Origin of the sequence: Bradyrhizobium sp. BR13661 (assembly GCF_029892425.1) — a bacterium.
In the GTDB taxonomy this organism is placed as follows: Bacteria; Pseudomonadota; Alphaproteobacteria; order Rhizobiales; family Xanthobacteraceae; genus Bradyrhizobium.
Map to the genome: position 1 here is coordinate 215113 of NZ_JARXWB010000001.1, position 25167 is coordinate 240279.

General features: G+C 64.8%; 25 protein-coding genes. 15 read left to right on the forward strand and 10 right to left on the reverse strand.

The window, feature by feature from the left end:
• Positions 1–61: 61 nt before the first annotated feature.
• Positions 62–1090: a phosphatase PAP2 family protein gene (locus M2427_RS01030; protein ID WP_280704194.1), complete on the reverse strand. Its 1029-nt coding sequence runs from the start codon at positions 1088–1090 to the stop codon at positions 62–64.
• 428 nt (positions 1091–1518) lie between these two features.
• Between M2427_RS01030 and M2427_RS01035 the strand changes: the two genes are divergently transcribed.
• Positions 1519–2199, forward strand: coding sequence for a TetR/AcrR family transcriptional regulator (locus M2427_RS01035; protein WP_280704691.1), 681 nt, complete (start codon positions 1519–1521; stop codon positions 2197–2199).
• Positions 2200–2352: 153 nt separating this feature from the next.
• Here the strand turns inward: M2427_RS01035 and pyk are convergent, their stop codons facing one another.
• Positions 2353–3789: a pyruvate kinase gene (gene pyk / locus M2427_RS01040; protein ID WP_280704195.1), complete on the reverse strand. Its 1437-nt coding sequence runs from the start codon at positions 3787–3789 to the stop codon at positions 2353–2355.
• Entirely contained in the window at positions 3786–4385 is a 600-nt protein-coding gene (locus M2427_RS01045) for a DUF1036 domain-containing protein (RefSeq protein WP_280704196.1), read from the reverse strand. Before M2427_RS01045 ends, pyk begins: the two co-directional genes overlap by 4 nt.
• A gap of 169 nt (positions 4386–4554) precedes the next feature.
• On the opposite strand from M2427_RS01045, the gene M2427_RS01050 reads away from it, so the two are divergent.
• The 3 genes from M2427_RS01050 to M2427_RS01060 all read left to right on the forward strand — a co-directional run bounded on the left by M2427_RS01050 (position 4555) and on the right by M2427_RS01060 (position 5819).
• Positions 4555–4860 (forward strand): DUF1244 domain-containing protein, encoded by a 306-nt coding sequence (locus M2427_RS01050; protein ID WP_280704197.1) that lies wholly within the window; start codon positions 4555–4557, stop codon positions 4858–4860.
• A gap of 187 nt (positions 4861–5047) precedes the next feature.
• Positions 5048–5320, forward strand: a complete 273-nt coding sequence (locus tag M2427_RS01055) for a DUF2312 domain-containing protein (RefSeq protein WP_008546273.1) — start codon at positions 5048–5050, stop codon at positions 5318–5320.
• Between the two features lie 73 nt (positions 5321–5393).
• Positions 5394–5819 carry a DUF1801 domain-containing protein gene (locus M2427_RS01060; protein WP_280704198.1) on the forward strand — a complete coding sequence of 142 codons (426 nt, stop codon included), beginning with the start codon at positions 5394–5396 and terminating at the stop codon, positions 5817–5819.
• A gap of 10 nt (positions 5820–5829) precedes the next feature.
• On the opposite strand, the gene M2427_RS01065 is transcribed toward M2427_RS01060, so the two are convergent.
• The 3 genes from M2427_RS01065 to M2427_RS01075 all read right to left on the reverse strand — a co-directional run bounded on the left by M2427_RS01065 (position 5830) and on the right by M2427_RS01075 (position 11773).
• Positions 5830–7446, reverse strand: a complete 1617-nt coding sequence (locus M2427_RS01065) for a DUF882 domain-containing protein (protein ID WP_280704199.1) — start codon at positions 7444–7446, stop codon at positions 5830–5832.
• Positions 7447–7719: 273 nt separating this feature from the next.
• Positions 7720–9930, reverse strand: coding sequence for a L,D-transpeptidase family protein (locus M2427_RS01070; protein ID WP_280704200.1), 2211 nt, complete (start codon positions 9928–9930; stop codon positions 7720–7722).
• Positions 9931–10276: 346 nt separating this feature from the next.
• Positions 10277–11773, reverse strand: a complete 1497-nt coding sequence (locus tag M2427_RS01075; RefSeq protein WP_280704201.1) for a sigma-54 dependent transcriptional regulator — start codon at positions 11771–11773, stop codon at positions 10277–10279.
• Between the two features lie 127 nt (positions 11774–11900).
• On the opposite strand from M2427_RS01075, the gene M2427_RS01080 reads away from it, so the two are divergent.
• From M2427_RS01080 to M2427_RS01120, 9 genes are all read left to right on the forward strand, one after another.
• On the forward strand, positions 11901–13808 hold the full coding sequence (locus M2427_RS01080) for a M3 family oligoendopeptidase (RefSeq protein WP_280704202.1): 1908 nt from the start codon (positions 11901–11903) through the stop codon (positions 13806–13808).
• 137 nt (positions 13809–13945) lie between these two features.
• The gene (locus tag M2427_RS01085; protein WP_008136857.1) at positions 13946–14098 is read left to right on the forward strand and encodes an aa3-type cytochrome c oxidase subunit IV; all 153 of its coding nucleotides are present in this window, start codon (positions 13946–13948) and stop codon (positions 14096–14098) included.
• Between the two features lie 137 nt (positions 14099–14235).
• A complete protein-coding gene (locus M2427_RS01090; RefSeq protein WP_280704203.1) occupies positions 14236–15363 on the forward strand; it encodes a Re/Si-specific NAD(P)(+) transhydrogenase subunit alpha in 1128 nt (375 codons plus the stop codon).
• Positions 15364–15374: 11 nt separating this feature from the next.
• Positions 15375–15692: a proton-translocating transhydrogenase family protein gene (locus M2427_RS01095; protein WP_018317801.1), complete on the forward strand. Its 318-nt coding sequence runs from the start codon at positions 15375–15377 to the stop codon at positions 15690–15692.
• Between the two features lie 39 nt (positions 15693–15731).
• Complete coding sequence (locus M2427_RS01100) at positions 15732–17132, forward strand: NAD(P)(+) transhydrogenase (Re/Si-specific) subunit beta (protein ID WP_280704206.1); 1401 nt, start codon at positions 15732–15734, stop codon at positions 17130–17132.
• Positions 17133–17153: 21 nt separating this feature from the next.
• A complete protein-coding gene (locus M2427_RS01105; protein WP_280704207.1) occupies positions 17154–17954 on the forward strand; it encodes an alpha/beta hydrolase in 801 nt (266 codons plus the stop codon).
• Positions 17955–18014: 60 nt separating this feature from the next.
• Complete coding sequence (locus M2427_RS01110) at positions 18015–19112, forward strand: ionic transporter y4hA (RefSeq protein WP_280704208.1); 1098 nt, start codon at positions 18015–18017, stop codon at positions 19110–19112.
• Between the two features lie 23 nt (positions 19113–19135).
• Positions 19136–19420: a cupin domain-containing protein gene (locus tag M2427_RS01115; protein WP_280704209.1), complete on the forward strand. Its 285-nt coding sequence runs from the start codon at positions 19136–19138 to the stop codon at positions 19418–19420.
• 93 nt (positions 19421–19513) lie between these two features.
• Positions 19514–20452: a hypothetical protein gene (locus M2427_RS01120; RefSeq protein ID WP_280704210.1), complete on the forward strand. Its 939-nt coding sequence runs from the start codon at positions 19514–19516 to the stop codon at positions 20450–20452.
• Between the two features lie 87 nt (positions 20453–20539).
• On the opposite strand, the gene M2427_RS01125 is transcribed toward M2427_RS01120, so the two are convergent.
• Complete coding sequence (locus tag M2427_RS01125; RefSeq protein ID WP_280704211.1) at positions 20540–21193, reverse strand: tetratricopeptide repeat protein; 654 nt, start codon at positions 21191–21193, stop codon at positions 20540–20542.
• Between the two features lie 198 nt (positions 21194–21391).
• The gene (rpsU, locus tag M2427_RS01130) at positions 21392–21688 is read right to left on the reverse strand and encodes a 30S ribosomal protein S21 (RefSeq protein ID WP_027545547.1); all 297 of its coding nucleotides are present in this window, start codon (positions 21686–21688) and stop codon (positions 21392–21394) included.
• 263 nt (positions 21689–21951) lie between these two features.
• Between rpsU and aqpZ the strand changes: the two genes are divergently transcribed.
• Positions 21952–22674: an aquaporin Z gene (gene aqpZ, locus M2427_RS01135; RefSeq protein ID WP_280704212.1), complete on the forward strand. Its 723-nt coding sequence runs from the start codon at positions 21952–21954 to the stop codon at positions 22672–22674.
• Between the two features lie 37 nt (positions 22675–22711).
• On the opposite strand, the gene M2427_RS01140 is transcribed toward aqpZ, so the two are convergent.
• The gene (locus M2427_RS01140; protein WP_280704213.1) at positions 22712–23818 is read right to left on the reverse strand and encodes a 5-(carboxyamino)imidazole ribonucleotide synthase; all 1107 of its coding nucleotides are present in this window, start codon (positions 23816–23818) and stop codon (positions 22712–22714) included.
• Entirely contained in the window at positions 23815–24303 is a 489-nt protein-coding gene (gene purE / locus M2427_RS01145) for a 5-(carboxyamino)imidazole ribonucleotide mutase (protein WP_280704214.1), read from the reverse strand. The genes M2427_RS01140 and purE overlap by 4 nt, the downstream gene beginning before the upstream one ends.
• A gap of 141 nt (positions 24304–24444) precedes the next feature.
• Between purE and M2427_RS01150 the strand changes: the two genes are divergently transcribed.
• Entirely contained in the window at positions 24445–25167 is a 723-nt protein-coding gene (locus M2427_RS01150) for a GGDEF domain-containing protein (RefSeq protein ID WP_280704215.1), read from the forward strand.

Below are 25167 nucleotides of genomic sequence, written 5' to 3' on the forward strand. Positions count from 1 at the left end.
CGCAATCTCGCAAAGGGTCGGAGAGAAAGCCGCAGTCGATGGAGCGGACGAAGCCGAATTGCTATGCTGGTTTTCCAGCCCGTGCAGGGACCATCGCCAGCCGAGCGGTGCTCATGAGGCGGCCTGTTGAGCAGGCTGCACTGATGGCTGTCGTGACGACAATCGCCACGGTTGACACCGCGACGCCGGCCAGTATGTCGACCAGATAGTGACCTCCGCCCAGCGGGGTCGCGACGATCATCAGCACGTTCCAGGGGATGGCGGCCAGTCTGAGCCAGCGCAATGGCCAGAACGACCACATGTAAAGAACGGCAGCTGCTGCATGGAAGCTCGGAAACGTAACCACGCCCACGAGTTGCGGCAAATTTAGCTTCCGGAGTAGACCCGCGCGCACGAGCGGCGCGTCGCGCAAAGTATCGTAGTAGCCCGCAGGTTCGAAGTTAGGGAAGTCGGAGGCCTGCAAGCCGAGTACATGATAGACGCCAATAGCCGGGACGAAAGCCGAAATGCAAGTCGTCACGAGAAGGGCGAGGATGTAAGCGCATATTGCCTCCGCGCCGCGCTGATAGCATCCGGTTAACGGAAGAACGAGTCCCAGCAGGATCATCTGCAAAGTAATTGAGCTGTAGGATTGTGCCAGGACAGAGAGCAGTTCTGGATGACCGTTTATAAAATCGAGAAAGCTTTTGAATTCGAAGCCAAGTGCGCGGTCCCAGGCCAGCAGTCGGGCATCTTGCAGCGGAAAGCCGGCGGATGTGGCCACATAGGTCAGTGTGAGCATGACCGGAATGGCCAACGTCATCTGCGCCAATGCAATGAGCGAAAGAAAGACTCTCGGATTTGCGCGCGCGCCTGATCGTGCATTGCGGAGCCCAAACCATCCGCAGAGGGTCGCCAATGCGAAGGCAACGACATAGCCTGCCGGCTCGATATAGAATTGCGTCGCGACGAGCCATGCGAGGACGAAGCCTGCGACGCTGGCCAGAAGTCGCCAATTGAATTCAACTAGTCTTAGTGCGGTCGCAACTTCGTGATCGGCACGGGACAACGGCGCTTGATGTTCGCACCGCGCACTCGGTACGTCTGCCATAGGTCCATCGTGTATGGCGTTGCTGCTTTCCCTGTGGACGTCGAACCGAGGGCCGGAGCCGTTCGCGGAAGCGGGGCGTGGCGCAAAAATCACGCTTGCGAGGGGCATTGCTGAATTCCAATTTACGCCCGTAGGACTACGGATCACCAGTTAAGGTTGCATGAATCAGTGCGGGAACTTTTTCATTTTTCTCGTAAAAGTGGTGCGCCGTTGATCAGCGGTGTCGCGGCGACCCACCGCGGCGGCATCCCGCAGCATGGAGCCAGTGCCAATCCGCAAAGCCGAACGCGTGTCATCGGTCGCACATTTGCTTCTTGTCATCCTCCCTGAATAGTTGTTCAGTCCTTGCGGGGCGATTTGCAGCGAAATCAGTGACGAAGCGTTCGGCCGCTGGCGTGCGGCAGGCGTGGTGGGACAGGAAGCGCGCCATGGTTTATCGGCGGACGCATCAAGTGGTTAAGCGCCTTGCGGCTCGGCGCAGCGCCATCCTGGCGGCGGCAAGGGAAGCCGCAGCCGAAGGCGGCATGGCAGCGGTGCAGATCGCACCGGTCGCGGTCCGGGCCAGTGTGGCGGCCGGCACTGTCTATCGTTACTTCCCGTCCAAGGCCGAGCTGATCTCCGAACTGATTTCGGAAGTCTCCCGCGACGAGCTCGCGGCGATCAGGCGGGCGGCCGATGCCGCGCCAGGGCCGTCCTCCGCGCTGGCGGCGGCCGTGACCACGGTGGCGGTCCATACCCTGTCGCAGCGGCGCCTCGCCTGGGGCATCCTGGCCGAGCCCGTCGATGTCGATGTCAGCGCCTCGCGCCTGGCCAGCCGCCGCGAGATCGCGGGCGAGATTGCCGGGCGGATCGACGCCGCCGTGCGCGCCGGCCATCTGCCGGCGCAGGACACGGCGCTGGCGGCAACCGCGCTGCTCGGCGCGCTGCATGAGGCCCTGGTCGGGCCGCTGGCGCCTGACAATCTCGAAGATCCCGCCAAGATGCGCGACGCTGTTCAGACCGTGACGCTGCTGGCGCTGCGCGCCGTCGGCGTCATGGACGCCCGCGCCAGGGGTCTGGTGGTGCAGCAGACATTGCTGCCGACGACCAAGGCGCTGGTCGGGGCGTGAAGAGCCGCCTGCAGTGGGAGCCTAGGCCTGATCGCGTTCAGGCCGTTGCCTGAGCAAGCCTTTTCGCAAGACCCGCGCAAGGCAGCCGGCCATGGCCGGCTACTGTGCATGGGGTTGTTTTCGCGGGTTTAGGTTCGCCGGGTGGCGACCGCCTCACATATTCGCGTCGCCCTCGGGGCCGACGGAGGCGATGCGCACCATGTTGGTGGTGCCGGGGATGCCCAGCGGCACGCCGGCGACGATGATCACGCGCTGGCCGGCGCGGACGAAACCGTCGCGGAAGGCGATCTGGCCGGCGCGGTTCACCATGTCGTCCTGGTCGCGCGCATCTTCCGCCACCACGCAATGCACGCCCCACACCACCGCGAGCCGGCGCCCGGCGGTGATGTTCGGCGTGATGGCGACGACCGGCGGCTTCGGCCGCTCGCGCGCCACGCGCACGGCGGTCGATCCGGATGAGGTCCAGCAGATCAATGCGGGCAGGTCGAGCGTCTCGGCGATCTGCCGCGCGGCATCGGCGATCGCATCGCCGACTGTCGATTCCGGGTCCGGCCGTTGCGCCGTGATCACGGACCGGTAAATCGGGTCGCGCTCGACCTCCTCGCCGATGCGGTTCATGGTCGAGACCGCCTCGACCGGGAATTTGCCGGCTGCCGATTCCGCCGACAGCATGATGGCGTCGGCGCCCTCATACACGGCGGTGGCGACGTCGGAGACCTCGGCGCGGGTCGGCACCGGCGACTGGATCATCGATTCCAGCATTTGCGTTGCGATCACCACCGGCTTGCCGGCGCGGCGCGCCATGCGCGTCATTTGCTTCTGCAGGCTCGGCACGCGCTCCAGCGGCAGCTCGACGCCGAGGTCGCCGCGCGCCACCATCAGCGCGTCGGAGGCCTCGATGATGTCGGCGAGCCGGTCGATCGCCTGCGGCTTCTCGATCTTGGCCATCACCGCAGCGCGGCCGCGGATCATCTTCTTGGCCTCGATCACGTCATCGGCGCGCTGCACGAACGAGAGAGCGATCCAATCGACGCCGGTCACGAGCGCAGCCTCAAGGTCGGCGCGGTCCTTCGGCGTCATGGCCGAGACCGGCAGGTCCGTATCCGGAAGGCTGACGCCCTTGCGGTCGGACATCTTGCCGCCGACCACGACGCGCGTCACCGCGTGCTCCTTGCTGGTCTCCTCGGCGATCAGCCGTACCTTGCCATCGTCGAGCAGCAGCGCGTGGCCGGGCCTGAGCGCTGCCAGAATTTCCGGGTGGGGAAGGTTGACGCGGGTGGCGTCGCCCGGCGTCTTGTCGGAATCGAGCGTGAAGGTCTGCCCGTTCTGGAGCTGGACCGCGCCTTCCGCGAACGCGCCGAGGCGGAGCTTGGGGCCCTGGAGATCGACCAGGATGCCGATCGGGCGGCCGTAGCTCGACTCGACATTGCGGATCGTCGCCACCAGCTCCCGCATCTTGTCATGCGGGGTGTGGCTCATGTTGATGCGGAACACGTCGGCGCCGGCCTCGAACAGGCGGCGGATCATCGCGAGGTCCGAGGAGGCAGGTCCCAGGGTCGCGAGAATCTTGATACGGCGAAGACGCCTCATGGCTTATTTCCAGACGGTGGCGAGGGGGCTGGCGGGAGGCCAGGTGCGGCGGGGGGCGTACCACCGGGCGGACTATTGGGCAAACCCGGAACGCCGCCACCAGGGCCGACAGGGCCGGGCATGCCGGGGACCCGTGGCTGCGACGAGGGCTGCTCGTTGGCATCGGTGAGCTGCACCGTCCAGGCCCGCTGCTCGCCGGTATCGACCTCGAAATAGCCGGTCCGGTCATAGCCGCGCGCCAGGCAGTCCTCGGTGCCGCGGATGGTGAATTCCTTGTCGCGCGAGCACATGAAGGCCTGCCCCGACCATTCGCCGCCGCGGTCATAGTCGATCGCGTAGATGTAATAGTAACGGGCAACCAGCGTTCCCCGCAGCAGGGTCTCGCAGGAGCGGGACGAGATGTTCCACCAGCCTTCGGTGGTCCAGCCCTCGGCGTCCTTGTAGCCGAGCGCGATGCCGACCCGGCTCGACGTGTTGTTGCAGAGCCGGAAATCGGCCGAGGCCGGGCTAGCCCAGAGGCACAATAAGCCAACCGCCAGCGCCGGGACCAACCGGGCGAGCAGGCGAAGGGGGGAGCGGGGAGATTCGGCGATCATTGTCGCGGAACGTATACCAGATGATTGACGATTTGGCGTAGGGGCCGGGGAACGGCCGATTTGCCGGCCCAGCGGCCGTTTGCGCCGCGATATGGCAAAATCTGTGACAGCACCCCACCTGATCCCGTAAGGGTGACCACGATCAGGGACAAAGCCGAGAGGTCCAGCCATGGCAATCGACGACAAAACCAGAACGGAGCTCGAGGCAGCCGCTTTCCGGCGCCTGGTCGATCATCTGAAGACGCGGACCGACGTCCAGAACATCGATCTGATGAATCTGGCCGGCTTCTGCCGCAACTGCCTGTCGAACTGGCTCAAGGACGCCGCCGATGCGCAGGGGGTGGCGCTGAGCAAGGACGAGAGTCGCGAGGCCGTCTACGGCATGCCCTACGAGACCTGGAAGGCAAAGCACCAGGGCACGGCGAGCCCCGAGCAGATCGAGGCGATGAAGAAGGTCCATCCCCACAATCACTAAGGGCTGTGGTGCCCTGAGTCGCACCACACAACAGCTTTCTTTGCATCCCCGCAGGAAGGTGTGGGCGCGCTGTGGACGAGCGCGATGCTTGCTTGAACGCGGGGAGCGTCAACCCTAAGGGTCTACGCAGCACGCGCGGTGGATGCCGGCGTCACCTCGTTTTGCCAGTTCCATTGGGAGTACCAAGATGGCCACCTCCGCCGCCGTCCGCGACGACGAGCCCGCGACGAAATTTGCCAAGGACCAGCTCAAATCCATCATCGAGCGCATCGAGCGGCTGGAGGAAGAGAAGAAGGCGATCTCCGACGACATCCGCGACGTCTATGCCGAGAGCAAGGGCAACGGCTACGACGTCAAGGCGCTGCGCACCATCGTGCGCCTGCGCAAGCAGGATCCCAACGAGCGCGCCGAGGCCGAGACCATTCTCGAGACCTACATGCAGGCGTTGGGGATGATCTGAGGCGTTTGCGCCTCGAAGATTACTCAGGCTACAAATTGCGGCTGCTGCACTTCGTTTGTGAACGGAGACATCAGTGACTGCGCCATCGCTGCCGCGTGAGGTGAACCGTGCCATCGGCGCTCTTCCAGCGCCGATCGGCAAGCGGCTACTTCAGGTGCGCGACCTGATTTTTGCGACCGCTGCGGCGGATGACAGTGTCGGCAAGCTCACTGAAACGCTGAAATGGGGCGAGCCTGCTTATCTGACCGAGCAGTCGGGGAGCGGCTCGACGATCCGGCTTGGCCGCCTCAAGGACTCCGACCACGCCGCCATTCTGTTCAACTGCAAGACGACGCTGGTCGACACCTTTCGCGAGCGCTTTCCCGATCAGTTCGAATATCGGCAGACCAGGGCGTTGTTGCTGCCGGTGGCGGGCAAGCTGCCCAAGCAGGAGCTGTCAGTCTGCCTGTCGCTGGCGCTAACCTATCATCTGGATCGGCGAGGAAAGAAGACGCGCTAGGCGATCAGCCTCAGCGCAGCGCGGCGGTACGCATGACAAACGACGTCGTTTCGATCTTGGTGGTGGCGCTGCCCGAGAAACTGTCGCAGGACAGGCCCTGCATCGGATCGTCGGTGAAGCCCATCGCGACCACCGCCTGCGGCTTGACGAAATAACCGCGCAGCGCGGCCATGTCGAGCTCGCCCATCAGCGTCACCGACATCGCGCGGCTGGCGCTCGGCGACAGCATCGCGATCTTGAGCCAGATGCTCTCACCCTTGGCCGCGGAGAGGCGGGTGGCGGTTGCGATCATGCCATCGGAGCTCTTGCCGACGACGGTGTTGATCTCGGTGGCCGGTGCGGCGTTGCGGGCAGCGGATGCTGGACGCACGCCGCGCGGGATCGGCGCGGACGCGGCGACGACGCGGGAGCGGTCGACTGGCGATGCGGAAGCCGGTGCAAAGGCCAGCGCCTGGTAGGCGGCGTTGGTGACGCTCGCGGTCGGCTGCGGATCGGTGGCGGCGGCAAGTGCCTGGCGCGCCCTGAGGGCTGCGACCTGGGCCGGCGTCGCCTGCTGCGGGGTCACTGGTGCATCCCAGAAGCCGCGGGCATTGATGATGTCGGCCGGGGACTCGAACTTGCCGGCTGCCGGCTTGTCAGCCACGGGCTCCGGCTTCGGCTCTGCTTTCGGCTTGGGCGGCGCTACGAGCTGGGCATCAGCCGAGGCGAGCTGCAGCGCGGCGGGAACTTGCGGCTTGGCGCGCGGCGTCGGCACCGGATCGGCGGGCTTGGCGACGGCGGCGACAACGGTCGGCGTGACCGGCTTGGCGGCCGGGGCCGGAGCGCCCTCGTCATCCTCGTCGCTGCTGGCTGGGGGGGCCGGCTTGCCCTTGAACAGGGCGGCGAAGAAGCCCGGCTTGCTGGCACCGTCGTCGCCATCGCCGCGACGCTCGATCTCGGCTCTGGCGAGTTCATAGCCTTTCAGCGGCACGCCGTCGGTCGGCAGATGGACCGTCTTTCCGTCCGGGAAGACGCGCGCGAGCTGGTCATGCGTCATGCGCGGCCAGTGCCGGATGCTGCCGGTGTCCAGATGCACGAACGGCGAGCCTGAGGTCGGGTAGAAGCCGACGCCGCCACGCTGCAGGCGCAGGCCCGCGAAGCGGATCTGCTCCAGCGGCACGCTCGGAATGTAGAAGTCCATCGCATGGCCCAGCATGTGCTGGCTGAAGCGCGCCACGCCCGAGGAGCGGCGGCGGAGCATGGCGTTGGTCGCCGGGGAGCGATAGGAGGAGATGATCTGGATCGGCTGCTTGCCGTCGACGTCGCGGTAGACTTCCCAGAGGATGTCGAACAGGTGACGGTCCATCACGGTTTCGTCCTGGGTACGCCAGTCGCGCAGGAAGTGGTTGAGCGTCTTCAGCGCGGCTTCGTCGTAGCGCCCATCGCGCTTGAAGGTGACGGTGAGGTCTTCGCCGGAATGGGTGTGGTGGAACGAGAGGGTCTTGGTCTCGTTCAGCGCGGCGGCGTTATGGACCGAACCGGCAGCCGCGAGCAGCACCAGCGAGGCGAGGCCGATCCGAGATCCGACCTTCACGCCCGCATGGGACAACGACAACGCAGCGAATTGGCGTGCGAAACCAGCCAGCACGAATGAGCCCACCCAGTCGACGAGCGTTCAAAATGGACTCTCCCGCCAACCCCGTTAGCGCGCGAAAGAGGGTGAACGCTTTCTTAAAGCGAGAAGGTTAATTGCAGCTTACCTTCCCGCCCCCAAAACCAAGTCAGGCTACAATCCTAAACGGCCGAGTGTGGCGAAAAAACGCCCGCCGCCCGAACTCGGGTGGAGAATGGTTAACGTTAAGCGACCCCATCCAGCGGACGGGGTCGCTGATTTCATTGGGGAATTTAGCTGCGCCGGGGCTCAGCGCGTGAAAACCCGCTGCGGCCGGCGGCCAACCGGAGCCGGCGGCGGGGTCGGGGCGCCGCCGCCGAACAGCCGCTCGAAGAAGTTCGGACCCGACGAGCCGCCATTATTGGCAAAGGCCACGCCGGACGGCAGCGTCGTTGCCGGGCGCGAATAGCTCGGCTGCGAGTGGGCGACGATGTTCTCGAGGTCCTTGCCGCGGCCGTTCTTCAGGATGTTGATCATGGTCGCATCGCGGCCATAGACGTCCTTGCGGAACTGCAGCTTGCCGCCATCGTCCACGAACGCAGTCTGGTAGGTGATGTTCACCGGGATGGGCGTCGGGAATTTCAGGTCGATCTCACCCGAGCCGTACATGCTGCGCACGCGCTCCGGGGTGTACTTCTCACCCGGCATAGTGATGTTGAGCAGCACCGAGGCGTACTGATCCGGATTTTGCACGCGCATGCAGCCATGGCTGAAGGCGCGCTCGTCCTTGGCGAACAGGTGCTTGTCCGGCGTGTCGTGCTGATAGACCAGGAACTTGTTCGGGAAGTTGAAGCGGATGCGGCCGAGCGCGTTGGCTTCACCGGGCGGCTGCGAGATGTGCACCGAGCCGTCGCGGTTCTGCTCGAGCTTGAGGCCCATGCGCTGAAGCACGGTCGGGTCCTGCTGCAGCGCCGGCAGGTATTCGCCATAGACGATCGATGGCGGCACGTTCCAGGTCGGGTTGACCGTGATGTACTTCATCGTCTCGGTCAGAAGCGGCGTCGCGTGCTGGCCGGGCTTGCCGGTGACGACGCGGGTGGTCCAGACCTGCTGGCCGCGCTGCATCACCTTCAGCGTGTAGTCGGGAATGTTGAGGATGACATAGGCATCGCCGAGCGAGGCCACGCCGAGGTCGCGCGGCAGCCAGCGCCAGCGCTCCATGTTCACCAGCACGGTGTCGATCTGCTTGTCGCGCTTCGGGCTGTTCAGCGCCTTCACGGTCGGCGAATCGAGGACGCCGGTCGCCTTCATCTCGGCGCCGTCCTGGAATTTGCGGACGGCTTCCGCGACCGTTGCGTCATAGTGGTCGTCGCTGGCGTTCTCGGTGATGCCGAGCTTGGCGCGGAGCTGCGGCACGCGCGGATCCTGCACCACGATTTCAGCCTGCTTCTTGCCCTTGGCGGGCGTGTACTTCAGCGCGGGGCCGTCGGTGATCTCGATGACCGGGCCGTCGGTCTGGCCGCGGAGCTTGGCGAGCTGCGCCTTCAGCTCCTTGTAGAGTTTCTGGGGCGGGTTGTAGCTGTCGAGCGCCGCGGAGGCGTCGGCCGCCGTCGTGACCTTGGCGAGCACCTCGCTGGGTTCGACCGGATGCTCGGGATAGAGGATGTCGGCGCTGACCTGGGACCAGTGCATGCGGCCACTCTGCGCCTGGCGCGCATAGTCGAACATGCTGGCGGTGAGCTTCAGCTCGGCGTCGGCGAGCGCGTCGGGCGTCGTGGCGGCGGCGAAGTCCGGCACCGGATAGTCGGCGGGATTGAGACCGTCGGACGCCGCATCCTTCAGCCGGGCGATCACACCTTTGGCCGCAGCGGTGAGGCCGCCGGCTTGAGTCCAGACCGGCGCGAAGTCGCGGGCGCCATAAAACTTCTCGACGGCGGCGCGCTCGTTCTTGCGGTCGAAATGGCGCGAGGCCTTGGCGCCGATGATGTCCTTGATCTTGTCGGCGACCGGCTGGTCGGCGGCGGGGACGTTGCTTGCGGCCTTCACGGGCTCGGCGGTCGGAGTGGCTGCTGCAGCTGCAGGCGCTGCCGGAGCGGCTGCCGGTGCTGCCGCGGTATCGGCCTTGGCGGGCTCAGATTTGGCGGGTTCGGTCTTCGCGGGCTCCGTCTTGGCCGTCTCGCTCTTCGGCGCGTCGGAGGCTGGCGTCGTGGCGACGTCGGCAGGCTTGGTCTCCACTTTCTCGGGGGCCGGTGCGGCTTCAGCCTTCACGGGCTCCTTCGCAGCTTCCTTCGGCGTATCCTGGACGGCGGCGGTGGTGTCGAGCTTGATGTCGGCGGCGGTCGGGGGCGGGACGTTTGCGGGCTCGGGGCGCGGGATCGCGGCTTCGATTGCGAGCTCGGCGGCACTGCTGCGCGCCTGATCCTGTGCCAGCGCCGAGCCGGCCGATACCGTGAGGAAGGTCGCCGCGACCGCTGTCAAAACGCGGTCAAAGCCTGCACGGTGGTTCAAACAGTCACGCATTGTATCGCACCCCTCGGGTGAACTGTCCCCCGTGGAACAGCTTTCTTTATCGCCTAATTGAGCTTCGGCTAAATCGCGCCGGCCTCTTGAAAGTTGCACGCCTGCACGCAACGATTCCTACGCAGACGATATACAGGCCCCGTTTTTGCGGCCAGCGCTACCCCGGGAAACTCACGACAAACTGACTTCAAGACAGCGCGTTTGCAACGGATTGTGCGGCTTGACCGCACGTTTTTCCCGCTGTCTGTCACTTCCAAGTCACGGTTTCGGTCGCCGCCGAATTTTGCCGTAATTCAACGGCTTGCGGGCGCCTCATCGCTCGCGCGAACCTCCGTTCGCATGAGGTTCAGTGCGTCTCCTCGCCGCTTTTTCCGCCATGGCCGGGAACCCCGGCTTCGTCGAGTTTGCGGTAGAGCGTGGACCTGCCGATCTTCAGGCGACGTGCCACCTCCGACATCTGTCCGCGGTAGTGCGAGATGGCGAAGCGGATGATCTCGTTTTCCATCTCCTCGAGCGGACGGACGTCGCCGGTCGAGGTCAGCATCGACAGGGATCCTGCCGAGGGCAGCGGTGCAATCGGTATTTCGTTACCCGACACCACCGAAGGCGCCGCGATCGGTTCGATCATCAGCGGGGCGGTCGGGATCTCGCTTGCGGAATGCGGATGCGAGGCCAGCAGCGGGAAATCGTCGAGACCGAGCTGGTCGCCTTCGCTCATCACCACCGCGCGGTAGACCGCGTTTTCGAGTTGGCGGATGTTGCCGGGCCAATCAAGCTGGGCGAGATGCGCCACAGCCTCGCCCCTGATGCCGGAGATCGAGCGGTTCTCTTCGGCGGCAAAGCGCGCCAGGAAATGCCGCAGCAGATGCGGGATATCCTCGCGCCGGGCCTTGAGTGAGGGGATCGTCAGCGGCAGCACGTGCAGGCGATAGAACAGATCTTCGCGGAAATGGCCCTGCTTCACTCGCTCCAGGAGCTTGCGATTGGTCGCAGAGATGATGCGGACGTCAACCTTCACGGGCTTGCGGCCGCCGACGGCTTCGACCGCACCTTCCTGGAGCGCGCGGAGCAGCTTGACCTGCGCAGTCAGCGGCAGCTCGCTGACCTCGTCCAGAAACAGCGTACCGCCATGGGCCTCGAGGAACTTGCCGGTGTGCCGCTCGGTGGCGCCGGTGAACGCCCCCTTCTCGTGGCCGAACAGGATGGATTCGACGAGATTGTCGGGGATCGCGCCGCAATTGACGGCGACGAAGGGCTTTGCCTTGCGCTCGCCGCTGCCGTGGATGGCGCGCGCGAACATCTCCTTGCCGACGCCGGACTCGCCCTCGATCAGCACGGGGATCGACGAGTTCGCCGCCTTCTGCGCCGCGCGCATCACGCCCGTCATTGCCTCCGCGCGCGTGATGATGTCGGAGAAGGTCAGCCGTCCCTCGCGGCTGTGACGGATGCGCTGCAATTCGCCTTTGAGCGCGGAGGTGTTGAGGGCGTTGCGAAGCGAGACCTGGAGCCGCTCCAGGCCGACCGGCTTGACCACGAAGTCGGCCGCACCGGCGCGCATCGCCGAGATCACATTGTCGATGCCGCCATGGGCGGTCTGCACGATGACGGGCACGGCTAGGCCCGCCTCGCGGATTTTCGCCAGCACGCCCATGCCGTCGAGGCCGGGCATCACGAGATCGAGGATCACGGCGTCGACAGCAGGTGCGTCGGGGGCGGTGAGGGCCGATATCGCGGCGTCGCCGGACTCCACGACGATCGTCTCATAGCCGCATTTCTGCACCATGTTCTCGACCAGGCGGCGGGCAACGGCGTCGTCGTCGGCGATCAAAATACTGGCAGCCATGGTGCTCCCCGCACGCTACTACTATCTGTCTCGAATCGGGTCACTCTGGCCGAAGCCGATTAACGCACTCTTAAACCTTGATGCCCCCGCCCGCCGCCGCGATTGTTGAACACAGGTTTCCCACACAATGAATTCGCGCTCCAAGCCCGCACTGCATAAGCCTGCACTCCGTAAGCCTGCCACCAAGACGTCTGCGGCAAAGAAATCCGTCGCCAAGGCAAAATCCTCCAAGTCAGCGCTCGCAAAACCTGCGCGCAAGACTGGCAAGCTTCCGGAGTGGAACCTCGCCGATCTCTATTCCGGGATCGATGCGCCGGACGTGGCGCGCGATCTCGCGACGATGGATGCCGATTGCGTCGCGTTCGAGACCGACTACAAGGGCAAGCTCGCAACAGGCACAGCAAATGAAGATGGCGGAAAATGGCTCGCGGAAGCCGTGCGACGCTATGAGGCGATCGACGACCTCGCCGGCCGTCTCGGCTCTTACGCGGGTCTCGTGCACGCTGGTGACAGCGTGGACCCTGCGATTTCAAAGTTTTACGGCGACGTCTCCGAACGGTTGACCGCGGCATCGACGCATCTGCTGTTCTTCGCGCTCGAGCTCAACCGCATCGATGACGATATTTTGACTCGCGCGATGAAGACGCCGGAGCTCGCACATTACCGTCCGTGGATCGAGGATCTGCGCAAGGAAAAGCCATACCAGCTCGACGACAAGCTCGAGCAGCTGTTCCTGGAGAAGGCGCAGACCGGTTATTCTGCGTTCAACAGGCTGTTCGACCAGACCATATCGAGCCTGCGCTTCAAGGTTGGTTCAAAAGAACTTGCGATCGAGCCGACTCTGAACTTCCTGCAAGATCGCGACGGCGCCAAGCGCAAAGCTGCGGCGGATGCACTGGCGAAAACCTTCAAGGCCAATGAGCGCACCTTTGCGCTGATCACCAACACGCTGGCCAAGGACAAGGACATCTCCGATCGCTGGCGCGGCTTCAAGGACGTCGCGGATTCCCGCCATCTGAACAATCGCGTCGAGCGCGAGGTGGTCGACGCGCTGGTCGCCTCTGTCCGTGCGGCGTATCCAAGACTCTCGCACCGCTACTATGCGCTGAAGGCAAAGTGGTTCGGCAAGAAGCGTCTGGCCTATTGGGACCGCAACGCGCCGCTGCCGTTTGCTGCGACCGATGTCATCGGCTGGCTGGATGCGCGCAACATGGTGCTGACGGCCTATCGCGGCTTCTCGCCTGAGATGGCCGATATCGCCGAGCGCTTCTTCACCGATCGCTGGATCGACGCGCCGGTGCGTCCGGGCAAGGCGCCGGGCGCCTTCTCGCATCCGACCACGCCGTCGGCACACCCCTATGTGCTGATGAACTACCAGGGCAAGCCGCGCGACGTGATGACGCTCGCCCACGAGCTCGGCCACGGCGTGCACCAGGTGCTGGCGGCGAAGAACGGCGCGTTGATGGCGCCGACGCCGCTGACGCTGGCCGAGACCGCGAGTGTGTTCGGCGAGATGCTCACCTTCAGGCGGCTCCTTACCCAGACCAAAAGTGCAAAACAGCGCCAGGCGCTGCTCGCCGGCAAGGTCGAGGACATGATCAATACCGTGGTGCGGCAAATTGCGTTCTATTCATTCGAGCGCGCGGTCCACACCGAGCGCAAGAACGGCGAGCTCACCGCGACGCGGCTCGGCGAGCTCTGGCTATCGGTGCAGGGCGAGAGCCTGGGTCCGGCGATCGAGATCAAGGCGGGCTACGAGAACTACTGGATGTACATCCCACACTTCATCCACTCGCCGTTCTACGTCTACGCCTATGCCTTCGGCGATTGCCTGGTGAACTCGCTCTATGCCGTCTACGAGAACGCGGCGGAGGGCTTTGCCGAGCGTTATCTCGACATGCTCGCAGCCGGCGGCACCAAGCACTATTCGGAGCTGCTGCGGCCGTTCGGGCTTGATGCCAAGGACCCGAAGTTCTGGGACGGCGGGCTGTCGGTCATTGCCGGCATGATCGACGAATTGGAGGCCATGGGCTGAGGGCGGATTGGGCTCACTAACCGATTGGGAATCCAAATGAACCGATTTGCGGGAAAACCGCGCCTCGGTGCCGTTGCCCTGCCCGAAGGATTGAGGTATCCCAGCCGGGAAATTCGACTTTCGACTGGGGACATTCCATGGCTGACCATAGCGAAGTGGCGTACACCACCGCCGACGGCAACGACTACGTTGCCCACGAGCAGACCTATGAAGGCTTCATCAAGCTGGTGAAGTACGGCACGGCCTCGGTCGCGCTCATCGTCATCCTGATGGCGATCTTCCTGACCTGAACCATCGCCTGTTGCACCGCCATCGCCGTCGGTGCTCATAATATTTGCATTCAAGCCGGTACCAAAACCGGTATCCAACGTTGCGGGAGTGACGCTAAGTTCGCGTGCGCGCTTTGTCCCGCGTCGCCGGAGGGCCTATGAAGATCGCCGTTGCCAAGGAAATCGATCCGTCGGAGCCGCGTGTTGCTGCTTCGCCTGATACGGTGAAGAAGTTCAAGGCGTTGGGCGCCGAGATCGCCGTCGAGCCGGGCGCCGGCCTCAAGTCAGGCCTGCCGGATTCCGAATTCACTGCTGTGGGTGCCACCGTCAGCGCTGATGCGCTTGTTGACGCCGACATCATCATCAAGGTGAAGCGTCCCGAGGCTTCCGAGCTCTCGCAATATAAACGCGGCGCGCTCGTCATCGCGATCATGGACCCCTACGGCAACGATGCCGCGCTCAAGGCGATGGCCGATGCCGGCGTCTCCGCCTTCGCGATGGAATTGATGCCCCGCATCACGCGCGCGCAGGTGATGGACGTGCTGTCCTCGCAGGCGAACCTCGCCGGCTACCGCGCCGTGATCGAGGGCGCCGAGGCCTTCGGCCGCGCTTTCCCGATGATGATGACCGCGGCCGGCACCGTGCCTGCCGCAAAGGTGTTCGTGATGGGCGTCGGCGTCGCCGGCCTGCAGGCGATCGCGACCGCGCGGCGTCTGGGCGCCATCGTCACGGCTACCGACGTGCGGCCCGCGACGAAGGAACAGGTCGAGTCGCTCGGCGCAAAGTTCCTCGCCGTCGAGGACGAGGAGTTCAAGAACGCGCAGACCGCCGGCGGCTATGCCAAGGAAATGTCCAAAGAATACCAGGCCAAGCAGGCTGCGCTCACCGCCGAGCACATCAAGAAGCAGGACATCGTCATCACCACCGCGCTGATCCCGGGCCGGCCCGCGCCGAAGCTGGTCTCCGGCGAGATGGTCAAGTCGATGAAGCCCGGCTCTGTGCTGGTCGATCTCGCCGTCGAGCGCGGCGGCAATGTCGAAGGCGCCAAGCCGGGTGAGGTCGTCGATCTCGATGGCATCAAGATCGTCGGCTACACCAATGTCGCCGGCCGTGTCGCGGCGTCAGCTTCCAGTCTCTATGCGCGCAACCTGTTCAATTTCATCGAGACCATGGTCGACAAGGGTAGCAAGGCCCTCGCCGTGAACTGGGACGACGAACTCGTCAAGGCCACCGCCCTGACCAGGGACGGCGCCGTGATCCACCCGAACTTCCAGCCGAAGGTTTAAGGAGAGCCGCCATGGAGCACGCCGCACAGGTCGTCGACCCCTTCATCTTCCGGCTGTCGATCTTCGTCCTCGCCGTCTTCGTCGGCTATTTCGTGGTGTGGTCGGTGACGCCGGCGCTGCATACGCCGCTGATGAGCGTGACCAACGCGATCTCCTCGGTGATCGTGGTCGGCGCGCTGCTGGCCGGCGGCGTTGCCAACGTCTCGAGCGGTTCGGGCTGGGCGCGTGCCTTCGGCTTCGTCGCGCTGATCTTTGCCTGCGTGAATATATTCGGCGGCTTCCTTGTCACCCAGCGCATGCTGGCGATGTACAAGAAGAAGTCGAAGTAAGCGGCCACCTCGGGCTGATGGGATCAATGGGGACCTGAGATGAGCGCCAACCTCTCTGCATTCTTGTACCTCGTGGCGGGGGTGCTGTTCATCCTGTCGCTGCGCGGACTTTCGAGCCCTGCGTCGTCGCGCCAAGGCAATCTGTTCGGCATGATCGGCATGGCGATCGCGGTCGCCACCACGCTGGCCAACCATCCGCCGGCCGACGGTCTCGCCTGGGTGCTGGTGATTGTCGGCATCGCGATCGGTGGCGCGATCGGCGCGGTGGTCGCCCGCCGCGTGCCGATGACCTCGATGCCGGAACTGGTCGCCGCCTTCCACTCGCTGGTCGGCATGGCCGCCGTGCTGGTCGCCGCCGGCGCATTCTATGCGCCTGAGGCCTTCGACATCGGCACGACAGGCAACATCCACACCCAGAGCCTCGTCGAAATGTCGCTCGGCGTCGCCATCGGCGCCTTGACCTTCACCGGCTCGGTGATCGCGTTCCTGAAACTGTCGGCCCGCATGAGCGGTGCGCCGATCATCCTGCCGGCCCGGCATGTGATCAACGTCGCGCTCGCGGTTGCGCTGGTCGCCTGCATCGTCGGGCTCGTCGTCACCGGCAGCCCGGTGTTCTTCTGGCTCAACGTCATCCTGGCGCTGGCGCTCGGCGTGCTCATGATCATCCCGATTGGCGGCGCCGACATGCCGGTCGTGATCTCGATGCTGAACTCCTACTCCGGCTGGGCCGCGGCCGGCATCGGCTTCACGCTGGGCAATTCGGCGCTGATCATCACGGGCGCGCTGGTCGGCTCGTCCGGCGCGATCCTGTCCTACATCATGTGCCACGCGATGAACCGGTCCTTCATCTCGGTCATCCTCGGCGGCTTCGGCGGTGAGACCGCGGCGGCCGGCGGCGGGGCAGGCGGCGAGCAGAAGCCGGCCAAGCTCGGCTCTGCGGATGACGCGGCCTTCATCATGAAGAACGCCTCCAAGGTCATCATCGTGCCCGGCTACGGCATGGCAGTGGCGCAGGCCCAGCACGCGTTGCGGGAAATGGCCGACATGCTGAAGAAGGAAGGCGTCGAGGTGAAGTACGCCATTCACCCGGTCGCGGGTCGCATGCCCGGCCATATGAACGTGCTGCTCGCCGAAGCCAACGTGCCCTATGACGAGGTGTTCGAGCTGGAGGATATCAACTCCGAATTCGCGCAGGCTGACATTGCCTTCGTGATCGGCGCCAACGACGTCACCAACCCGGCGGCCGAAGAGGACAAGACCTCGCCGATCTACGGCATGCCCGTGCTCCAGGTCTGGAAGGCCGGCACCGTGATGTTCATCAAGCGCTCGCTGGCGTCCGGCTATGCAGGCATCGACAATCCGTTGTTCTATCGCGACAACACCATGATGCTGCTCGGCGACGCCAAGAAGGTCACCGAGAACATCGTCAAGGCGATGTAGCGCCGGAGGGCCGGCGCTGCGATGACATTCCTGAAATGGATCGCCATCGTCGTTTCTGCCGGCTATCTCGCCGGTCTCGTCCTGCTCTATGTGAAGCAGCGGGACATGCTGTTTCCGATTCCGACGACCGAGCGCAAGGCGCCCGCCGCCGCCGGATTTCCGGAGGCCGAGGAGCACGTTCTCACCGCGTCCGATGGCGAGAAGGTCGTTGTCTGGCACGTGCCAGCCAAGTCCGGCCGTCCCGTGGTGCTGTTCTTTCCGGGCAACGGCGATTTCCTCGCCGGGCGCGTCAGCCGCTTCACCGGCATCGTTGCCGATGGCACCGGTCTCGTCGCGCTGTCCTATCGCGGCTATGCCGGCTCGTCCGGCGCGCCGAGCGAGCAGGGCCTGTTGCGGGACGCCGCGGCCGCCTACGCCTTTGCGACGGAGCGCTATGACGCCGCGCGGATCGTGGTCTGGGGGTTCTCGTTGGGGACTGGCGTTGCGGTCGCCATTGCATCCGAGCATCCGGTCGGCAAATTGATTCTGGAAGCGCCCTATACGTCGACGGTCGATGTCGCTGCGTCGCTGTTTCGCTTCGTTCCGATTCGCCTCCTGATGCGCGATCAGTTCCACTCCGACGCGCGAATTGCGCGTGTCGCTGCGCCGCTCCTGATCATGCACGGCACCAGCGATCCGGCGATCCCCATCAGATTCGGCGAGCAATTGTTTGCGCTGGCCCGCGAGCCCAAGACGCTGGTGCGGTTTCCCCGCGGCGGCCACGAAAATCTCGACGATTTCGGGGCTTTGGAGACAGCGCGGCAATTCCTCAACGGCGCTTGAGGGCTGACGCGCGCGATCTTCTCGCGCATAATCAGTGTCTCATCTGAAGGAATCGCCTGCATGAGCGCACACGGACCGATGCCGCGGTCGTCCTGGATCTTCCCCGCTCTGGCGGTGTTGCTGTTCCTGATCGTCACCGCGACCGGCTACGGCTTTACGCTGACGGCCGGCGGCGGCGTGTTTGCGATCGTGCTGCTGGTGATCCTGTTCGGGACCGTGTTCGCGGCCGTGCATCATTCCGAGGTGATCGCGGAGCGGATCGGCGAACCGTTCGGGACGCTGCTGCTCACGCTCGCGGTGACCGTCATCGAGGTCGCGCTGATCACCACGATCATGCTCGGCGACAAGCCCGCGCCGGAGCTCGCACGCGACACCGTGTTCGCGGTTGTGATGATCGTCTGCAACGGCCTCGTCGGCCTCTGCATCTTCATCGGCGGGCTTCGCTATCGCGAGCAGGGCTTTCAGCTCTCCGGCGCCAACGTCTATCTCAGCGTGCTGATTGCGCTCGCGACGCTGACGCTGATCATGCCCAATTACACGCTGACGACGCCGGGGCCGGTCTTTTCGACGCTTCAGCTCGGCTTCGTCGATCTCGTGACCATCGTGCTCTATGGCGTGTTCCTCTACACCCAGATGGTCCTGCACAAGGATTACTTTGTTCACGAGGGGGCAGAGGGTGAGGCCGGTGGGGCCGATTTGTCGGGCAAGATGCTGGCGCTGAGCATCGCGCTGCTCCTGATCTCGCTGCTGGCCGTCGTGCTGCTGGCCAAGAAGTTCTCCCTGGTGGTCGATGCCGTCGCGGCCCGGATCGGCGCCCCGCCGGCCTTCGCGGGCTTGCTAGTGGCGCTGCTGATCCTGATGCCGGAGGGCGTCTCCGCGATCGCGGCCGCCCGCAAGAACGACCTCCAGAAGAGCATTAACCTTGCGCTCGGGTCCTCGCTCGCCACCATCGGCCTGACCATTCCGGCGGTCGGGCTCGCCACCTATGTGATCGATCAGCCGCTAGTGCTTGGCCTCAATCCCCAGAACACGGCGCTGTTGTTCCTGACATTCTTGCTGAGCATGCTGACCTTCGGTACGGGCAGGACCAACGTCCTGTTCGGGCTGGTCCATATGGTGGTATTTGCCGTCTACGTGTTCATGGTGTTCGTGCCCTGAACCGATCCCCAGAGAGGTTCGAGATGCTTGCCGCCCAATCCGAGGTTCAGGTCGACAATGACGAGGTCCGGGTGACCGAATGGCGGCTCGCCCCGGGCAGCGCGACCGGGCATCACACCCACGGCATGGATTACGTGATTGTTCCCGTGGTCGCCGGCGAGATGACCATCGTTGCGCCCAACGGGGAGCGTTCCAAGGCGCAGCTTGCGGCCGGAGAATCCTACTTCCGCAAGGCCGGCGTCCAACACGACGTACTTAACGAAACCTCAACCGAGATCGTGTTCCTTGAGATTGAGCTGAAGCCGTAAGGCACGCGTAACCTTTGCCATCGATCCGTCGCAGTTGATCCCTTACAATGCCCCAAAGTTCCCGCATCAGATCGCGCGGGGAGTGGCCGAGAAATGCTGAAATACCTCGCTAAAATCTCGATGGATATTTTCCCCTCGGTGCTCGCGACGATCATCGGGGCGTACATCGTCAATCATTACATCAACGCCAGACCGGCGGCGGACACACCAGCCGCCGTGGTGACGCCTGCCGACGGCGGCAAGAAGCCGGCCGACGTGGCCAATCTCCCGGGCCCCGGCGTCAAGGCCAAGGGCGTCTCCGAGAAGAGCATTTCCGACAAGGGCGCGGCGGACAAGCCGGCTGCCGAGAAGTCCGCCGAGCCCAAGTCCGCCGAGCCCAAGTCCGCCGAGCCCAAGTCCGCCGAGCCCAAGGCCGCGGATGCCAAGGCTGCGGATGTAGCTCGTACCCCTGCTCACGAGAAGGCGGTCGCCAAGTCGGCCCCCGCGGCGCCGGTGGTTGAGGCCAATTCGGCGCCTGTGGCGGCGTCCCCGGCCGCGACCCCCGACGCCAACGATCTCGCCCGGGCGGCTATCGAGCGCCTGCGCAAGTCGCCCGAGGGCAAGGCCACCGAGGCCAAATCTTCCGAAATTAAGCCGGCCGAGGCGAAGGCGGTCGAGCGGACGCCAGAGCCGACCGCGCAGGAAGCGTCCCGGATTCCGGAGGCCCCCCGCGTCGTGACTGCGGTGCCGTCGACGGTCAGGCCGTTGCCGCCGCCGATCAACGTGTCGACGCCATCGCCCGAGGCCTATGGCAACACTGGCTCGTCGCAGGCTACCCCGCCCTACACGGCCTCGATCAGCACCGACAACCCGAATAGGCTGACGCCGCCGGCCGATATTCCGGTTCCGGTGATTGCCGCCCCGCCGCTCGATCTGCGTGCCGATGCCGGCGCGCCGATGCCGCGTCCCAAGACCAATGTCGCCGACGAGATGTTGTCGGGCATGAAGTCGATGTTTCACGCGGTCCTGCCGAAGAGCGCTACCCCCGATTAAGACGGCGCCTGAGCCGTTCCATAGCGTTTTCGAGCGAAGTGGATGCCGGTTCGCGTCAAGAAAACGTGTCCAATCCGAAAGATACTGTCAGCCGCCGACGCGGGCCAAGCCGCTGCGGGCGGCGTCATCGCGTGGGCGTAGCGCGACTGCCCTGCTGTAGGACGCGGCCGCTTTGGTCTTGTCGCCCAGCCGCTCGTAGGCCTGTCCCCGCGTCGTCCAGACCTGGGCGTTGTGCGGGTCGGCTTCCGAGGCCTCGTCGAGGTCGGCCGCCGCTTCCTTGACCTTGCCGATGGCGAGATAGCTGACGGCGCGGCCGAGCAGTGGCTCGGCCTTTTGCGGATTGAGCCCGCTGGCGGCACCGAAATCGGCGATCGCAAAATCGTGCTCGTTATTGCCTTGATAGAGGAGGCCGCGGCCGTAGAGCGCCTGTGCATTGTAGGGATCGAGTGCCACGGCGCGATTGAACTCGTCCAGCGCGGCCTGCGTCTCGCCCGACTTCGCCAGGGCTTGCGCTTTTGCGGTGTGGGTCTGCGCTTCGGTGACGTTGGCAGCGCTGACAGCACTATCCGGTGCTGCCGCCACGGCCTTTGGTGCTTCCTGCGGCTTGTCCTTCTCGGGCATCATGGAGCCGAGATCGAAGGAGCAGCCGCACAGTGCGATCCCCATCAAGGCCAGCGCGAGCGGCTGGCGCCAGATCTGGCGTCGCCGCGCCAAGCCGGGCTCGGGGAAAGGGCAGGCCATCTACGGTTCGCTCGCGCTAGAGCATGCGGAGATCATGCTCAAAGAACAAACTAAAGCGCGATGACGTTTCAACCGAATCTCATCGCGCTTTAGTGCCGCATCTGTAGTGCCCCGTCCCAGAAAGGCACCGCTCACAAAACAATAACGCGGGCCAAGGGCCCGCGTTATCGAAAACTCAGTCCTGCACGATCGGCAAGATCAACGCGGTCCGCGCGGACCTGCACCGGGGCCGCCACGGCCACCACGCTCGCCACCGGGGCCAGCGCCGAACACCGGCTTCGGCTTCATCGGCAGCAGGCCTTCGCGCTGCAGCTTCTTGCGGGCCAGCTTGCGTGCGCGGCGCACGGCTTCAGCCTTCTCGCGGGCCTTCTTCTCGGAGGGCTTCTCGTAATGACCGCGGAGCTTCATCTCGCGGAAAATGCCCTCGCGCTGCATCTTCTTCTTCAGCGCCTTGAGGGCTTGGTCGACATTGTTATCGCGAACGAGAACCTGCACGCGGCATCCTCTTCAGTGGATCGGATTTGAATTCTGGTAAGACAAAGGGGATGGCAAAAAGCACAAGCCCTTATCCTTGAGGGCGCGGATGTATCAGACAAAACCTGAGATGTCCACCGGTGCAACGGCTTTTCGGACCAAGTTCAGCCATTAAATACGGCGAAAATGCTCCGGTACGGCCTCGATTTGGGTGGGTTTGGCGCCAAGGACGGGCTGTTCCGGGCCGGTCACGCCGGACATTAGTGAATCAGGGGAGACGTACCATGGACATGAAGAAATATGCTGCCGAGGCCATCGGCACGTTCTGGCTCACATTTGCGGGCTGCGGCAGCGCGGTGATCGCGGCCGGTTTTCCGCAGGTCGGCATCGGCCTGGTCGGCGTGTCCCTGGCCTTCGGCTTGAGTGTCGTCACCATGGCCTATGCGATCGGCCATATCTCGGGCTGCCATCTCAACCCGGCCGTGACGGTCGGCCTTGCCGTCGGCGGACGCTTTCCGGCAGGCCAGATCCTGCCTTACGTGATCGCTCAGGTCTGCGGTGCGATCGTCGCCGCCGAACTGCTCTATGTGATCGCCAGCGGCGCGCCCGGATTCGACGTCACCAAGGGCTTTGCCTCCAACGGCTACGACGCACATTCGCCCGGCCAGTACAGCATGGTGGCCTGCTTCGTCACCGAGGTGGTGATGACCATGATGTTCCTGTTCGTCATCATGGGCGCAACCCATGGCCGCGCGCCCGCGGGTTTCGCGCCGCTTGCGATCGGGCTTGCACTAGTGATGATCCATCTCGTCAGCATCCCCGTCACCAACACGTCGGTGAACCCGGCGCGCAGCACGGGGCCTGCGCTGTTCGTCGGCGGCTGGGCGCTGTCGCAGCTCTGGCTGTTCTGGATCGCACCGCTGATCGGCGGCGCGCTGGGCGGGGTGATCTACCGCTGGCTCAGCGAGGAGCCCGCAGGCGTCGTGGCGGGCGTCAAGACGGCCTAACCCGGCAGCGGGATCGCAGCTTGTGCTGCGGTCCCCCTCACTTGCTCTTTGAAGGCCTGACTTCGGTGACGTGGCCCATCTTGCGTCCGGGGCGCGGTGCGCCCTTGCCGTAGATATGGACGGTCGCGCCCGGCACGCTCAGCCATGACTCGTAATCGTTGATCTCGTCGCCGATCAGATTGGTCATGGTGACGACCTCACCATGGCGCACCGGCTTGCCGAGAGGCCAGCCGGCAATGGCGCGGATGTGCTGCTCGAACTGGGAGACAGACGCGCCGTCGAGCGTCCAGTGTCCGGAATTGTGCACGCGCGGGGCGATCTCGTTGACCAGCACCTTGGAGCCGCCGCCATTGGTGAGCACGAACATCTCCACCGCGAGCACGCCGACATAGTCGAGCGCGGTCGCGATCTTGCCGGCGATGCTGCGCGCCTCTTCAGCGAGTGCATCGGGGATCGACGCAGGCGCGCGAGAGATCTTCAGAATGTGGTCGCGGTGCTCGTTCTCGGTGACGTCGAAGCATTCGACCTGGCCCCCAGCCGAGCGCGCGGCGATCACGGAGATCTCGCGCTCATACGGGATGAAGGCTTCCAGGATCGCCGACTTGGTGGCGAGGCTGGTCCAGACCTTTGCGATGTCGTCGCCCTCGCGGATGATGGCCTGGCCCTTGCCGTCATAGCCGAAGCGGCGCGTCTTCAGCACCGCGGGCAGGCCGATCTTGACGATTGCCTCGCGCAGCGATGCGACCGAGGTCACGTCGGCATAGGCGGCGGTGCCGATGCCGAGCTTGGTCACGAAATCCTTCTCGGCGAGCCGGTCCTGGGTGGTTTCGAGGATCTTGCGGTTGGGCAGCACCGGACGGCGCGCGTCCAGTACCATCGCCGCGGCCGACGGCACGTTCTCGAATTCGTAGGTGATGACGTCGACATCATGAGCGAACAACTCGAGCGCCTCGACATCGGCATATTCGGCGCAGGTCGCGTTCAGCACCACATCGAAGGCCGGCGAATCCGGATCGGGCGAGAACACCTGGCAGCGCAGGCCCAGCCGTGCCGCAGCCATGGCCAGCATCCGCCCGAGTTGTCCGCCGCCGAGGATTCCGATGGTGTCGCCGGGCTTCAGCTTCACCTGCTTTGCGTCAGTCACGCCTTGTCCTCCGGGCGCTCGGCAACCGCCTCGGTCTGCGCCTTGCGCCAGGCGGCCAGGCGATCGGACAGGGCGGGATCGGACAGCGCCAGCACGGCCGCCGCGAGCAGTGCCGCGTTGATCGCGCCCGCTTTGCCAATCGCCAGCGTGCCGACCGGAATGCCGGCAGGCATCTGGACGATCGAATAGAGCGAATCGATGCCCTTCAGCGTCCTGGACTCGACGGGCACGCCGAAGACAGGCAGTTCCGTCAGTGCCGCGGCCATGCCGGGCAGATGCGCAGCGCCACCGGCGCCGGCAATGATGACCTTGAAACCGGCCGCCTTGGCACCCTTGGCAAACGTAAACAGCCGGTCGGGGGTGCGATGGGCCGAAACGATGCGGGTGTCGGCGCTCACGCCGAGGGCTGCGAGCGTATCGGCGGCGTGCCGCATCGTCTCCCAGTCCGACTGGCTTCCCATGATGATGGCGATCGGCGCGGTCATGACGTCAATTGTGCTCGGAAAACAGAAAGATAGGCCAGATTAACGGTTCCGGCCGGCGGCTCGCAAGGCGGTGGCAAGGAGAAGGGAATGCACTATCCTGTCTTGGTGAATCCCCGCAAGCCTTCATTGAGCAGGATGCCCATGAAGAAACCAAAAAGGGCGACCGCTGCGAAGGCCAAAAAGGGCCGAAAGACCAGCGGCAGCCGAACGAAAACGGTACCCAAGCGGGCTGCGGCGCCGCGCCGCGCGTCCGCTGCCAAGGACGCGAGCAAGGACGCGAGCAAGGACAGCAGCAAGGCGATCATTCGTGGCCTGCGGACCAAGCTGACGCAGGCACTGCGGCGCGTCGCGGAACTCGAGGCTGCGGCCGATACCGATTTCCTGCTTGATATTCCCAATCGGCGCGGCTTCGAGCGCGAGCTGCAGCGCGCCATCGCCTACATGAAGCGCTACCGCGCCAGCGGCGCGCTGATCGTGCTTGACGTCGACCGGTTGAAGCCGATCAACGATTCCTTCGGTCATGCCGCCGGTGACGAGGTGCTGAAGGCGATCGCCAACACGCTGACGCGGCAGATCCGCGCTTCCGACGTCGTCGGGCGTCTCGGCGGCGACGAGTTTGCACTGCTGCTCTGGAATCTCAGCGAGACCGATGCCAAGGCGAAGGCTGTCATCTTCGAGCAGGCGATCGACGAATTGTCTTTCGTCTTTCGCGGCCAGCAGGTGACGGCGGGTGCCTCTGCCGGTGTGGCGCTGCTGGGCGCGCAGTCCGAAGCCGCCCGCGCGCTGGAGGAGGCGGATGCCGCCATGTATGTGCGCAAGGCGCAGCGCCGGCACGAGCCGCGGATCAGGCTTGTACGCAGCTGA

Excerpts from the sequence above, each read along its gene's own strand:
- M2427_RS01030 (WP_280704194.1), bottom strand. The coding sequence starts at position 1,090 with ATGGCAGACGTACCGAGTGCGCGGTGCGAACATCAAGCGCCGTTGTCC.
- M2427_RS01035 (WP_280704691.1), top strand. The coding sequence starts at position 1,519 with ATGGTTTATCGGCGGACGCATCAAGTGGTTAAGCGCCTTGCGGCTCGG.
- pyk (WP_280704195.1), bottom strand. The coding sequence starts at position 3,789 with ATGAGGCGTCTTCGCCGTATCAAGATTCTCGCGACCCTGGGACCTGCC.
- M2427_RS01045 (WP_280704196.1), bottom strand. The coding sequence starts at position 4,385 with ATGATCGCCGAATCTCCCCGCTCCCCCCTTCGCCTGCTCGCCCGGTTG.
- M2427_RS01050 (WP_280704197.1), top strand. The coding sequence starts at position 4,555 with ATGGCAATCGACGACAAAACCAGAACGGAGCTCGAGGCAGCCGCTTTC.
- M2427_RS01055 (WP_008546273.1), top strand. The coding sequence starts at position 5,048 with ATGGCCACCTCCGCCGCCGTCCGCGACGACGAGCCCGCGACGAAATTT.
- M2427_RS01070 (WP_280704200.1), bottom strand. The coding sequence starts at position 9,930 with ATGCGTGACTGTTTGAACCACCGTGCAGGCTTTGACCGCGTTTTGACA.
- M2427_RS01075 (WP_280704201.1), bottom strand. The coding sequence starts at position 11,773 with ATGGCTGCCAGTATTTTGATCGCCGACGACGACGCCGTTGCCCGCCGC.
- M2427_RS01080 (WP_280704202.1), top strand. The coding sequence starts at position 11,901 with ATGAATTCGCGCTCCAAGCCCGCACTGCATAAGCCTGCACTCCGTAAG.
- M2427_RS01085 (WP_008136857.1), top strand. The coding sequence starts at position 13,946 with ATGGCTGACCATAGCGAAGTGGCGTACACCACCGCCGACGGCAACGAC.
- M2427_RS01090 (WP_280704203.1), top strand. The coding sequence starts at position 14,236 with ATGAAGATCGCCGTTGCCAAGGAAATCGATCCGTCGGAGCCGCGTGTT.
- M2427_RS01095 (WP_018317801.1), top strand. The coding sequence starts at position 15,375 with ATGGAGCACGCCGCACAGGTCGTCGACCCCTTCATCTTCCGGCTGTCG.
- M2427_RS01100 (WP_280704206.1), top strand. The coding sequence starts at position 15,732 with ATGAGCGCCAACCTCTCTGCATTCTTGTACCTCGTGGCGGGGGTGCTG.
- M2427_RS01105 (WP_280704207.1), top strand. The coding sequence starts at position 17,154 with ATGACATTCCTGAAATGGATCGCCATCGTCGTTTCTGCCGGCTATCTC.
- M2427_RS01110 (WP_280704208.1), top strand. The coding sequence starts at position 18,015 with ATGAGCGCACACGGACCGATGCCGCGGTCGTCCTGGATCTTCCCCGCT.
- M2427_RS01115 (WP_280704209.1), top strand. The coding sequence starts at position 19,136 with ATGCTTGCCGCCCAATCCGAGGTTCAGGTCGACAATGACGAGGTCCGG.
- M2427_RS01120 (WP_280704210.1), top strand. The coding sequence starts at position 19,514 with ATGCTGAAATACCTCGCTAAAATCTCGATGGATATTTTCCCCTCGGTG.
- M2427_RS01125 (WP_280704211.1), bottom strand. The coding sequence starts at position 21,193 with ATGGCCTGCCCTTTCCCCGAGCCCGGCTTGGCGCGGCGACGCCAGATC.
- aqpZ (WP_280704212.1), top strand. The coding sequence starts at position 21,952 with ATGGACATGAAGAAATATGCTGCCGAGGCCATCGGCACGTTCTGGCTC.
- purE (WP_280704214.1), bottom strand. The coding sequence starts at position 24,303 with ATGACCGCGCCGATCGCCATCATCATGGGAAGCCAGTCGGACTGGGAG.
- M2427_RS01150 (WP_280704215.1), top strand. The coding sequence starts at position 24,445 with ATGAAGAAACCAAAAAGGGCGACCGCTGCGAAGGCCAAAAAGGGCCGA.